7 protein-coding genes and 1 pseudogene are annotated in these 13,273 nt (G+C 42.7%); 2 read left to right on the top strand and 6 right to left on the bottom strand.

Annotated features, from left to right (window positions below):
* Positions 1-221: 221 nt before the first annotated feature.
* The 5 genes and pseudogenes from QT998_RS16055 to QT998_RS16035 form a co-directional block, all read right to left on the bottom strand.
* Positions 222-833 (bottom strand): HEAT repeat domain-containing protein, encoded by a 612-nt coding sequence (locus QT998_RS16055; protein ID WP_333115259.1) that lies wholly within the window; start codon positions 831-833, stop codon positions 222-224.
* Positions 834-936: 103 nt separating this feature from the next.
* Positions 937-2,214: a HEAT repeat domain-containing protein gene (locus QT998_RS16050; protein ID WP_333115262.1), complete on the bottom strand. Its 1,278-nt coding sequence runs from the start codon at positions 2,212-2,214 to the stop codon at positions 937-939.
* A gap of 369 nt (positions 2,215-2,583) precedes the next feature.
* Complete coding sequence (locus tag QT998_RS16045; protein WP_194012005.1) at positions 2,584-3,078, bottom strand: bleomycin hydrolase; 495 nt, start codon at positions 3,076-3,078, stop codon at positions 2,584-2,586.
* Positions 3,079-3,162: 84 nt separating this feature from the next.
* Positions 3,163-3,717, bottom strand: a complete 555-nt coding sequence (locus QT998_RS16040) for a bleomycin hydrolase (RefSeq protein ID WP_194069665.1) — start codon at positions 3,715-3,717, stop codon at positions 3,163-3,165.
* A 520-nt stretch (positions 3,718-4,237) separates the two neighbouring features.
* A pseudogene (locus QT998_RS16035) lies at positions 4,238-5,314 on the bottom strand (IS630 family transposase).
* 225 nt (positions 5,315-5,539) lie between these two features.
* Between QT998_RS16035 and QT998_RS27540 the strand changes: the two are divergent.
* Positions 5,540-5,719: a helix-turn-helix domain-containing protein gene (locus QT998_RS27540; protein WP_442921980.1), complete on the top strand. Its 180-nt coding sequence runs from the start codon at positions 5,540-5,542 to the stop codon at positions 5,717-5,719.
* A 59-nt stretch (positions 5,720-5,778) separates the two neighbouring features.
* Entirely contained in the window at positions 5,779-6,150 is a 372-nt protein-coding gene (locus tag QT998_RS16030) for a transposase (RefSeq protein WP_333115264.1), read from the top strand.
* A 262-nt stretch (positions 6,151-6,412) separates the two neighbouring features.
* Here QT998_RS16030 and QT998_RS16025 read toward each other — a convergent pair whose 3' ends face one another.
* Positions 6,413-13,066, bottom strand: coding sequence for an amino acid adenylation domain-containing protein (locus tag QT998_RS16025; RefSeq protein ID WP_333115266.1), 6,654 nt, complete (start codon positions 13,064-13,066; stop codon positions 6,413-6,415).
* Positions 13,067-13,273 lie beyond the last annotated feature (207 nt).

The following is a 13,273-nucleotide window of genomic DNA, read 5'->3' as shown; positions in this document are numbered from 1 at the left end:
AGTGGGGACTTGGGGCGCAACCAAGCAAGCGTATGCAAGTCCGCACGCGCGAATTAACCGTTTTGTTATGGTAATCGATCGGACGGGCTCTGATATTCTTTCCGTTTGTATCGGAATCATAATTTTCTGAGAGTGCAGTTCTGTCCGCTGCAGACAGCACTGCGGTATTATTTGGATCTAAGCGAATTTGATCTAAATGGTCGATCGCCCATTCAATCCAACTAACCGCCGGAATTCCACTTAGTCACCTGATTCATTCGAGACAAAGCACTTTCAGCAGACTCACGAATATAAGGATCGGCATCAGGATTGGCCGCCGCCGCCTCCAAAACCTCCTGGGCTTTTGTACCTCCGATTGTCGCCAAGGAACCAGTTATCGCCACAGCCAAGGCAATATTGTCAGTATTCTCGATCGTCTCAATCAAGATATCCAACGCGGCTGTACCAATTTGTCCCAGCGCCATTACCGAGGAGATATAAACCACCGGATTCGGATCGCTTAGTGCTTTTTGCAGCCCTTGCAATCCTAATTCTGGAAAAGTTATATCGGGATAGTTGACAGCGATCGCCGTTAATGCTTTTGCACAACTCGCCTGAATCGTGGCATTCTTGCTATTGAGCAGAGAATCTACCAGCAACGGCACAGCATCGTTACCGATTATCCCCAAAACTTGCACTGCCGATCGGCGATAAACAACATCTTCCTCGTCCAAAATTCCCATCAACTGCCCAATAGTCGTTTCATCGCGAGTTTCAGCTATTTCGCTGATTGCGCGTTTCCGCAGGTGCGGATTTGGATGCTTTAGCTGTTGGAAAAGTTCTTCTTTCGGCATTTTAGTCAGTAGTCAGTTGGCAGTTGTTAGTTGGCAGTTGGCAGTTGTTAGTTGGCAGTTAACAGTTAACAGTTAACAGTCAACAGTCAACAACCTTAAATTATTATACTCTAGAGATTAAACTCGCCGCTTTTGCCCGCAGCAGCAAATCCTCATCGGCAGCCAAAATCTCACAGCCGCTTTTGTCTCCTAATTTTTTCAATGCCATCAAACTAGCATATTTCAAATCCCAAATTCTAGTTTCCAGACAAACTTTTAGTTCAGCAATAGCGCGCTTGTCGCCGATTTCGCCGAGGGCGAAGGCTGCGGCGGCGCGGGATTTTTGAAACTGCGGTTCTCGATTGTGCAGGGCTTCTATGAGTAAATCGAAGGCAGGGGCGTAGTTGAGCCAACCCAGCAGTTTCATGACATGATAGTGCGCGCCGTAATCGTTGTATGCTGATTTTGCATAAGTTGCCAGTAAGGCCTCCGGTGCTTCATCTTTGTAGGATTCTAGGATGGTTTTGGTTGCCAGATAACAGCGTCCGAAATCGGTTTCGTAGAGTTCATTAATGGCAAATTCGAGGCTTGGTAGTTGGTCGTATTCGTGTACTAAATCGAGGTCGTCGGGCCGATCGCCAATTATGCGATCGAGAATCGGTTCAATTTCGGCAAAAGCAATCTCTCCAGCAGGAATCCCCGCACTCGCTAGCATCCGCACGGCCCGCAGGCGAAACACCAAAGACACGGGACAGCGCGAAATTTCGGGAATTGCTTTGTAATATTTGGCGTCTATTAAATCTTGAATGCTGCTGCGGCGATCGTTAACATTGCTGCTTTGTAGCAACTCTACCACACGCGACATTTGCGAGTAATCTCCCGAAAAGCGGCAGATTGTGGTGATTGCTGCACCTTGAATCATCCCATCTTTATCCTCTACAAATTTGTTGAGGCGCGAGATTGCTGCTGTGTAATTTAATTTTGCCAAAGCGTGGATGATTACCCGATAGCTTTGAGCTGGTTTGTCGAGCAATTTGGCAATATCTTCTAAGATATCGGGATTTTCTGTGCCGATTTCGCCGATCGCCCAAACTGCATTTTCTACCACGTAACAGTCATCATCGCCCAAGCAAGCATGGAGAGATGTGAGTGCAGATTTTGCCTGCAAGCGCCCCAAGGTTTCTGCTGCTTTGCGGCGAACTGAGCGATTGTCAAGACCATCGTCGGTATTTTCCACGGCTACAATCAGGGCGGCGATCGACTTTTCTGTGGAAAAATTCACTAAATGAGAAGCTGCAATGTAGCGATCGTAAGGGTCATCTAGTTTTTGGGCCGGCGTTTCCAAAATGGCGATCGCCTGTTCTTCTGTCAGATTAAATAAATTAAAAAAACGCTTATCCACTTACCAATTACCAACAACTAACAGTACGATACCACCAAAAACACCGATACACAAATTATTTCTTTTAATCCCTTTTCATCACTAATAACTAATAACCAATAACTAATAACCAATAACTAATAACCAATAACTAATAACTAATAACTAATAACTAATAACTAATAACCAATAACTAATAACCAATAACTAATAACCAATAACTAACAACTAACAACTGACAACTGACAACTGACAACTGACAACTAACAAATGTTAAGGGACTCTTAGCACGACACTAAACCCGATTTAGGCTTTTGCAGCGTCCCAAGAGTCCCCCACAACCGATCGAACTTATGTCCAACCTAGCCGTGAATTAAGCGATCGAGCTTTCTAGGAAAGAGAGTTGATCGTGTAGTCGAGGAGAGCGCGGAACTCTACCAAGGCTTGAGGAGACATATCGCGAGGAGCGCAAGCGCGATCGCGAGTGTACACCAAAGCAGCAACGTAAGGAGCTGTAGGCAAGTTCAAGGCGCGGTAAACTTCGCGTTGACCAGCAATACCCCATTCATCAAGAGGGCCGGTGCCGCCAACTACCAAGCAGTAGTTGATCAAGCGCAGGTAGTGCTTGATGTCGCGCATACACTTGTCTTTTTTGACTTGAGTTTCGTTGGCTTCGCCAGCGTTGTTCAAGTAAGGATATTTTTTGATGCAAGCATCGTAGCCTTCTTTAGCAACTGCGTCGATTCCAGCAGCCAGCTTTTCAGCAGCTTCTAAACGAGCAGCAGCGCGTTGAATGCTTCCTTGAACCGATTCCAAGTCAGAAGAGGAGGGGAAACGCCCCGCCGCATCAGCAGCCGTAACTACTGTGGTGATTACTGATTTCATGTTCTGAGATCTCCAGAAATAGATTTTTGACAGTTTGTTTCAATTCAACTGGCCGCAGAGCCAGTAACTATTGGTCTGCTTGAATTAGCTCAGAGCAGAAGCAACGCGATCGAAGTAGCTAGCAGCTTCAGATGCCAAAGAGGAGCAGTCGCCATCGATGGTTTCCATTTTGCGGAAGCGATTACCAGCTTGAGCTTCTGTGTTGGTGCTATTGATGTGAGCAACAGAGCTAGCTTTCATGATTTGAACTGCACGAACTGCGGAGCCAGAAGGCACGCCCAGAGCGATGTAGGTTTCTTTCAAACCATTCAAGCAACGATCGTCCAAAACGGAAGCATCACCAGCCAACAAAGCGTAGCTGATGTAACGCAGGATGATTTCGCCGTCGCGCAAGCAAGCAGCCATGCGGCGGTTCGGGTAGCAATTGCCACCGGCTTGAATCAAACCTTGGTTTTCGCAGACCATGCCGGCGATGGCATCAGAAACTATGCAGCTAGCGTTGCTAGCGATCGCGTTTACTGCATCCAAGCGCTTGTTGCCTTCAGCAATAAAGCTTCTTAGTGAAGTAAGTTCAGCGCCACCAATAGTACCGGTTTTGGCATCTGCCGTGATTACGGCTCTGGAAAATGCGTCTAGCATTGAGCTCTCCTTCTGAATAAAAGGTAAAAATCTTGTTATTTAACAAGTCGATTTAGAACATAAAAGACAACGGGCCTCTCAGTCTCATTTATTAGAAACAAAGTAATAATCTGTAACATTCTGCTATAGGGGATACAGGGCGTGGATCATCCTACCAGGGGAGGATTTACGCAAAAACGCGGTTTCTCCGAGAGATGCTTGAGGCCCAAAGCGGGTTTTTGAGTCCGCCTGCGTCCAGCCAGACTGCTTGGGAGAATTTCTGGGGGAAGCTGCGAGACAGTTGCCGATCCTCGGCTCACGGGTAACAAATTATGTATGTCTGGTCGAGCTCCTCGATCTCGCCCGTGAGTCGATCGCCCTCGCGAGTTTTCTCAGTTTTCTGCCACAGTGCCTTCCAAAGCCGCAGCAACCACCCTGTAATGCTCATCCCGCTGCACTTCCGAGAGCAATTCTTTAGCTTGGGAGTCTTGAGTACCGTCGAGGGCGATCGCTGCCCGCCACCGATTCCGCCAATAAGCTGCTACGCAGCTAAACCGGATAAAATAGCATTGCCTTTATTTTTGATTTTTCGATCCCATTTAATAACCATTTCTCCTTTATTTAATAATTTATGTAGCAAATCAGACAATTCTTCTACCGACTTAAACAGTCGATGTGCGATATATTCTTTCGCTGAATGCCATACCAATTTAATCAAATTATAATCGGGGCTGTAAGGCGGCAAAAATTCTAAAATAATCTGAGGCATTTCGGCTGAGATTTGGCTCTAAATATCTTTCTTTTTATTAAAACTAGCATTGTCTAAAATGATTACAATCTTCATTCCAGATTAGGCAAAGTTTTCAGTTTGATTGCCCAGTTCTCTCCACTCTTGAACTATCGAATCATTTAAAGCATTAATTTGCTCATAAAATGTATTCTAGTCTCCTCTTTTTATCACAAAATTTAACCTTTTTTTGTCATGATATCTCAACCCAGCCATGATATTTACTCTGCCTCTTTCCCTTTGATATGTAATTTTTTTTCGACTACCTTTTTTACCCCAATTTTTTCTTCTTATCACTCGTAAACTGAATCCACTCTCACGCCTTTTACCATACCTGTAAAAGCTCTGGCGTTTGTTCAGTTATTCTTAAATACTCCGATAATTTCTGTTTAAATACTTCCCTTTCAAGGGGATTCTGTTTGGATTTTAAGCTGTATTTAGCCCAAATGTAAACGTATTTTTTTTATGTAATATCCGGGATATTTGGGAACCACTCAATTTAATTCCTGTGACTTTTTATAAATATTTTGCTAATCTGGCTGCCGTCCATCTCCCAAATTCATATCCATATTCTTCCGGAGCTTTATCGATTGTATCTATCAATATTTGTTCATACTCTGGAGTGACTTTGCGAAAATTTCCTGGGCTTCTTTTATCTAAAAAACTATCCAAATTATCCGGATCGCCATGAACTGACCAATAAGCCACTGTTGTGTAAGCAATTTCCATAAATTCACTAATTTCTCGATAAGTTTTTTCGTCATTTATTAGCAATAAAATTAGAGCTTTTTCCCTCATGTAATTATCATCAGACTCTTTTAGTAGTTTAATAAGTCTCTATTTTTTATTTTGAGATAGATGGTTTTGAGCTAGCATATATTACAACTAATTATCCCTTAATTTATATTTAAATTATACGGTATAGCTGCGTATCAGCTTAACCGCATTGGTCCAAAATCACTTGGAGATAAAAGGCATGAACATCCAGATGCCCATACACTTTTGAATGATGTACAACAAGCACAACTATGGCAAGCGCGACAATCACCTCCAACTGTGGGTGGGCTTTGGAACGGACAGAAAGTTGCAAATTGGATGAGTGAATTATTAGGACGTTCAGTTAGTAGACAACGAGGTTGGGAGTATTTGAAGGCAATGAGACTACGTTTGAGAGTACCTCGACCCTCTCATCAGGAAGCAGACTTTACGGAACAGGAACAATGGAAAAAAAATTAGCAAAAACGGTGAATTAAGTTCAAGAAGAGTACCCAAATGCCGATGTAGAAGTTTGGACAATGGATGAACATAGAGTTGGGCTGAAACCAATAATTAGACGTATTTGGGTAGATGAATCGACAGTACCCGTAGCATCGGTAAATTGGCGATTTAAATGGTTGTGGTTGTATGGCTTCGTTCACCCACAATCTGAAGAAACAAAGGCGTGGATTCTACCTTTTGTGAATACCGAAATTTTTAATCAAGTTTTAGCCGATTTCGCCCAACATTTTGAAGTCGGGGAAAATAAACAAGTCGTATTGACTTTAGATCGAGCTGGATCGCATACCGCTAAAAAACTTGATGTACCGCAGGGCATTCATATTATAGAAATGCCCTCTCACTCTCCAGAACTAGAAAGGCGCAGAAAGACTTTAGCCACTTACAAATGAGCCTCTTGCTAATCGAACATTTAAAAATCTTGATGAATTAGAGGAAATTTTATTTAATCGTTGCCAACAATTACTCCAACAGCAAGACTTAGTTCGAGGTTTGACAAATTTCCATTGGTGGCCCCAAGTGGTGGCTTAATTATGGTTATGCTACCGGACATGATATCACTACATATTTATTACTACCGTTTTAGTTTCTACTGTTCGTCAAAATAAGTAGACAATATCTATAATTCTTGGAAGAACATATATATTGGAGGTGTTATCTGTAGTCGGCATTTAGAGAATTGGTATAAGGCGCGGTTAGTCTAAACTTCAGTAAGTACGATAAGTAAGTATTTAACAATTTTTCATCTATAGGTGGACAGCTAATGCAGCTACCAACTAAACCATCGATCGCGTTTTGAGAATCAAAGTAAAGACTTGTGATTGTCTGTAAAATTACGGTTTCATTAGAGAAAAGGCTGACCACTGGATGCAAAGCATTTTCTGGTGAATTTTCAACCAATTTTAATAACTCAAATTTCCACTGTTTATAAGGAATGCGTTCGAGTGAGCAGCCAAGAGAGCGAATTGAATCGCAAAGCTGATTCCAAACAATGGGGTGAGGGTTAACTAAATGGAAAGCTTTCCCGACCAATTCTTTTTGTTTGGATAAATGAACGATCGCTTGGCTAACATAATCCACAGGAGTCATGTCTACCATCATGTCTAAATCAGGTGTTTTTCCCATTTGAATGCAACCTATAAGTATTCTGCGGAGCAGATCGGCAGTATTGCAAATACCCGTTTGGCTGTCTCCTGAGATGAATCCCGGTCTATAAATATAAACGGGTAGCCCTCTAGAATGGGCAATCATAACTAATTTTTCAGCTACCCATTTACTTCGATCGTAACCTTCAGAAAGAGTTTCACTATCAGGTAGTTCGTCTTGTTCTCGAACTACTGTATATCCCTCGTAAGTATCCGAGCAAAATACGCCAATGGTAGAAACGAAATGCACGGGTTTTACTTTTATAATGCAGGCTAATCTCAAAACTTCCTGCGTACTGAGAACGTTTACCGCTTTCAATGCAGAGTATGGATAAATCAGATTTGTTGATGCACCATTATGGTAAATTACATCGATTTCGCTTGCCAATGCGTAAAATTGATTTGATGTAAGCCCTAAGAAGGGTTGAGATAAATCTCCTAAAATGGGAATGATGCGGTTGCTGATAGGTTGGTTATCAAGTAAGTAGCGTTCTCGACTTTTTTGGATTCTTTCGATGCCTTGTTCGAGGTTGCATGCTCTTACCAGGCAATAAATATTTGCCTGCGTTTTGTTTAGTAAGTCATTAAGTAAGTGAGTACCGAGAAATCCGGTTGCTCCTGTTAATAAGATATGGGATGGTTCTTTACCCCATTCAAAATTAATATTTTCAGGAGAGATGGTAGGATCTAGAATTGCTTCCCCGTTGAGATTGATAATTTCTTTTTGTGGTGATGTAGAATTGAAATCTGGGCGACTAGCGAGAGCGATCACATCCGCAATTCCAGCAATAGTCGGTACTTCAAAGAATTGTCTTAGCGATACTTCTACCTGAAAAGCATCTTTCACTTTAAACATTAGCTGAGTAACTTTTAAAGAATGGCCGCCCAAATCGAAAAAGCGATCGTAAACGCCAACTCGATCGATACCGAGAATCTTTTTCCAGATTTCAGCTAACTTTTCTTCCACAGGAGTACGAGGCGCAATGAATGCTGTTTCTAGTTCTTCTCGATTTCCTTCTGGCGCTGGTAAGATTCGTCGATTTACTTTTCCAGAAGGAGTTAAAGGCAGTGCTTCTAAAAATACAAAAGCATTAGGAATCATGTATTCAGGTAACTTTTCTTGCAAAAAGTGCCGCAGTTCGTTGGCAGAATATGCTAACTCTTTGGAGACAACTATATAAGCAACTAAACGCTTGTCGCCCGGTATATCTTCCCTAACAATAACAACAACTCCCAATACATTTGGATGTTGCCCCAATGCAGTCTCAATCTCTCCTAACTCAATCCGAAAACCGCGAATCTTTACTTGGTCGTCCATTCGACCCATATACTCGATGTTACCATCTGGTAAATAGCGGGCTAGATCGCCAGTTTTGTACAGCTTTGAATTTTGAATTTTGAATTTTGAGTTTTCTTCTAATTCAGAGTTCAAAACTAATAACTCATTACTATTTAATGATGGACTGGCAATAAACCGTTGGGGTGTTAAATCTGGTCGGTTGATATAACCATTGGCTAAACTAACACCACCTATGTAAATTTCTCCTAGAATACCAATAGGTACTGGTTGTAATTGTGAATCGAGGATGTGGATTTGAGCATTGGCAATAGGACGACCGATAGAAGGCAATTTAGGCCAGTTTTCAGGTAAACCAGTGAGAGTAAATACCGTTACAACATGACTTTCAGAAGGGCCATATTGATTGTGCAAAGTGCAATCTTTTAGCTGACTAAACCAATTGACGATCGCTCGACTAATTTGTAACTGTTCACCAGCCGTCATAATTTCTCGCAAACTATGAGGTACGGTTCCTCGTTCCTCAGCAACCTCAGCTAGATGTTGAAGGGCAATAAAAGGAAGAAATAAACGTTCGATCGCTTCATCTTGGAGAAGTTGCAATAAAGCTACTGCATCTTTCCGAATCATGTCTGAAATTAACACTAAAGTGCCGCCAGAACACCAACTGGAAAAACACTCCTGAAAAGAAACATCGAAACTGATGGGGGCAAATTGGAGGGTTTTAGTAGCAGGGAAAGCGAAATTTTGTAATTGCCAATCGATCAGATTCACCAGGGGACGGTGACTCATTGCCACCCCTTTAGGTTTGCCTGTAGAACCTGATGTATAGATAACGTAAGCTAAATGGTCGGGTAATACGGCTGTCGTGGGGTTATCTTGCGGGCGTTGGGCGATCGATTTCCAGCCCCGATCTAAACAGATCGCTGGTATCCCATACTCTAACAGTGGCGGCAATAAACTTGCCTGAGTTAGCACTACTGGAACTCCGGCATTTTCCAGCATATAAGCTATCCGTTCTTGCGGATAAGCTGGGTCGAGAGGTAAGTAAGCTGCACCTGCTTTTAGGATGCCCAAAAGTCCGATCGCCATTTCCAGCGATCGTTCTAAGCAGATACCAACTACCGTATCTGGTACAACTCCTAGCGATCGTAAATGATGCGCTAATTGATTCGCCCGTTGATTCAACTCCCGATAAGTGAGTTGCTCCCCCTCAAAGATAACTGCTACCGCATCGGGAGTTCGTTCTACTTGAGTTTCAAATAACTGGTGAACGCACTTATTATGCGAATAATTGACTCCAGTAGCATTCCAATTTATTAACTGCTTTTGTTCGTCAATTGTCAACAAAGACAACTTCAAGATAGACTGATCTGGGTTGGCAACAATACTTTCCAACAAAGTGATAAAATGTCCAACCATCCGGGAAATACTAGCAGCCTCAAATAAGTCCGTATCGTACTCAAAACGACCCAGAATTCCTTCCGGTGTTTCTTCTAATTGAAGAAACAAATCGCATTTTGACGTACCGATATGAATGTTCATCTGGTTGATTTGCCAATCCTTAGAATCCAAGGTTGCAATTGGTGGTTCCAAAATAAACAACACTTGAAATAATGGATTCTGACCCAGCTTTCTTTCTGGTTGAAGTTCTTCCACTACCTTCTCGAATGGCAATTCTTGGTGAGCATAAGCTTCTAAAGCTACTTCTTTTTCTCTGGAAAGTAACTGTCTGAAACTGGGAAAACCAGAAAGGTCAGTACGTAGGATCAGCGTATTGAGGAAATACCCAATTAATCTTTCAATTTCCGGTCGGTTGCGCCCAGCAGTAACGGTGGCGACGGGAATATCTTCTTGTCCCGAATAGCGGTAGAGCAAAATTTTGAATACCGCCATTAATGTCATGAATAAAGTGACATTTTCCTGACGAGATAAAGCTTTCAGAGCTTCAGTTAAACTCTTGGAAAGTGCCAGAGTTTGCATTGCGCCCCGAAACTTTTGAACTGGCGGTCTTGGACGATCGGTGGGCAAATGTAGCGGGGGCAAATCTGCTAATTGCTGTTTCCAGTAAGCTAGCTGTGACTTCAGTAATTCTACTTGTAATTGTTGCCGTTGCCAGTAGGCAAAGTCGGCATACTGAACGGTTAGTTCTGGTAGGGAGGAGGGTTTGCGATCGCAAATAGCTTCGTAGAGTGTCACCAGTTCGGGAAATAGTACGCTGTATATAGAAACCGCATCTAAAATAATGTGATGTACGGTTATGTATAGTCTGTAATCCGTCTCGCTGAGTTGAATTAGAGTAGCTCTCAACAACAAATCAGAGGTAAGATTAAAAGGTTGCCGTGCTTTTTCTGTTACCAACCGCAAAGCTTCTGTTTCGCGATCGCTTTCTGACGCTATTTCTTGAAGATTAATTAATGGCAGAGGTAAATGGCAACTTGGCTGAACGATCCGAACTGGTTGCCCATCGAAGATAGAAAAGTTGGTTCGCAGAATTTCGTGGCGATCGATAATTGCGTTGAAACTTTGTTCTAACGCTAATCGATCGAGGGAACTAGGTAAGTAAATTGTAAAGTGTTCGTTATAAAAAGGATTACCCGGTTCCACTTGCGCCAAAAACCACATCTGTTGTTCGCCAAAAGAAAGAGGCAAATTCTGGTTGCGAGAAATCACTTCGATTGGAGAAAGTTGTAAACTTGAGTTTGTTTGAAGTTCTGTTTCTATTTGCTGGGCTAATTCGGCTATTGTGGGTGCTTCAAACAAAGAGCGCAGAGACAATTCTATTGCAAGCGTATTTCGGATGCGAGAGATAACTTGAGTAGCTAGTAACGAGTGTCCTCCGCATTCCAAAAAGTTGTCATGAATCCCAACTTGCTCTAAATCTAAAATTTCCGCCCAAATTCTTGCTATCACTTCTTCAACCGGAGTGCGAGGAGGAACGAAAGGCATTAACTCAAGCTCTCGCTCCCGTTCTAAAACATCTGGGTTATCTACAATATCAGTTACAGAGTCAATATTGCTATTTGTCAGTTTCTTTCTAATTTGTTTCGGTGAAGGTAGCGCTTGACGATCCAGTTTTCCGTTAGGAGTTAGCGGCAATTCTTTCAGGATGACAAAGTTAGAAGGCACCATGTATTCAGGCAACTTCTGTTTCAAGAAGTTGCGTAGGTTACGGCTAACAGTGCGTTGCAAAACTCTCAAAAGTTTCTGTTTTTCCAGGAGATTATCTAAGCTGGCTTGGATGGTAATTTGCTGCGTTGGCGTTAGCTCGAGCTGAATCCCCGTTTGCTGTTTTTCTTGCCATACTACTTTACCTTCTACCCACAAAAGTTGAGAATTTTCTGGTAGCTGTAGGTGCAAGCGGACGCGACTACCTTGCTCTAAAATTTCTGTCATTCCTACTAAGCTAATCCCACCTATTGAAATGTCTTCCGTGGTTACTTCTATAATACGATTACCATCAAATTCAACCAAGCAAGGACTTTGATAAGGTATCCGTTCCGGTATGAGATTAGAGACGATGTAGGCGACTAAACGCTTGTCACCCGGTACGTCTTCCCGCGCGATCGCAACGGCTTCTCGCACGTCAGGATGTTGTCGCAGTGATGCTTCAATTTCTCCCAGTTCGATGCGGAATCCGCGAATTTTGACTTGATGATCGATGCGACCGATAAATTCAATATTACCGTCTGGTAAGTAACGAGCCAAATCACCAGTTTTGTATAGGCGCGAACCAGCTTCATTGCTAAAGGGATTGGGAATAAATTTCTCTTGAGTAGTTTCGGGACGGTTGAGGTAGCCTCTTGCTAGTCCCACACCAGCAATGTGGAGTTCTCCAAGAATGCCGATGGAAACTGGTTGGAGATCGCGATCGAGAATATAGATTTGAGTATTATCGATCGGACGACCGATGTGAGGCAAAGTATTATTTGTACCATCGCTTTCGACCAACCCAGAAGTCGTGACTACAGTATTCTCAGTCGGCCCGTAGTTATTGACTAATTTGAAGGGAATGGAAGCTGATGGATGCTGATGAAGCTGATCTCCACCCGTCAGCATGATTCGCAAAGCTCCATCAAAAGGCCATTGTAGCGACAACAGCTTTTCTGCTATGGGGGTAGGGACAAAAGTAATTGTTATCTCTTTGGTCAATAGCCAATCGCGCAGTTTTTCTGGAGACAGAAGAATATCAGGATCGATTAAATAAATACTGGATCCTGATGCTAAATAAGGCCACACTTCCCACACAGAAGCATCAAATGCACTTCCAGCTAGCTGAGTAGCCCGGTCTAATGATGTTACCTCAAAGGCGCGTTGGTGCCAGAAAACTAGATTTAACAGCCCTGAATGGGGAATCAAAACCCCTTTGGGCTTTCCTGTTGAACCGGAGGTGTAAATGACATAAGCCAAGTTATCGGGCGTTACGCCCGTGGTGGGAGGAAGTTCACTTTCGGTAGAGATTTCTTCCCAATCAGTATCCAAGCAAACTACCTGTGCTTGATGTTCTGATAACGAGGCAATCAGTTGTTTCTGAGTTAATAGAACTGGTAGTTGCGAATCATCTAGCATATAAGCGATGCGCTCAGATGGATAGGCAGGGTCTATGGGGACGTAAGCACCACCAGCTTTAAGTACGCCCAGGATTCCCACGATCGTATCAAAGGAACGTTCGACGTAGATGCCTACTAACACTTCTGGCTTTACTCCGAGCGATCGCAGGTAATTCGCTAACTGATTCGCTTTTACATTCAATTCTCGATAAGTTAATTTTTGTCCTTCAAAAACCACCGCCACCGCATCCGGTGTACGCTCTACTTGAGATTCAAACAGTTGATGAATAGCTCCACCTTTCAAATGATCGGACATTTGATGTTTCCTCCAACTAATTATACTAAGTGACTGATTGTCAGCGATTATCTATAACTTTCACTCTGAAGCAATGCTCAACTAAAAGCCTTTGTGTTTAGCGAAAAGCTTGACAGGTTCGAGCTAAGTTTAAAGCTTACTCTTCTGTTCGCTATTTTTTGGATCGGTGCTACTAAATATAGATTACTCCAAATTGAAAAAAATCAC

This window comes from Microcoleus sp. S1D4, from assembly GCF_036700765.1.
Taxonomy (GTDB): Bacteria; Cyanobacteriota; Cyanobacteriia; order Cyanobacteriales; family Microcoleaceae; genus Microcoleus.
This window is presented reverse-complemented; position numbering and strand designations above follow the sequence as displayed.

Bases quoted from the DNA above. Each gene is read 5' to 3' on its own strand.
- QT998_RS16040 (WP_194069665.1), bottom strand. From the start codon at position 3,717: ATGCTAGACGCATTTTCCAGAGCCGTAATCACGGCAGATGCCAAAACC.
- QT998_RS16030 (WP_333115264.1), top strand. From the start codon at position 5,779: ATGGATGAACATAGAGTTGGGCTGAAACCAATAATTAGACGTATTTGG.
- QT998_RS16025 (WP_333115266.1), bottom strand. From the start codon at position 13,066: ATGTCCGATCATTTGAAAGGTGGAGCTATTCATCAACTGTTTGAATCT.
- QT998_RS16045 (WP_194012005.1), bottom strand. From the start codon at position 3,078: ATGAAATCAGTAATCACCACAGTAGTTACGGCTGCTGATGCGGCGGGG.
- QT998_RS16055 (WP_333115259.1), bottom strand. From the start codon at position 833: ATGCCGAAAGAAGAACTTTTCCAACAGCTAAAGCATCCAAATCCGCAC.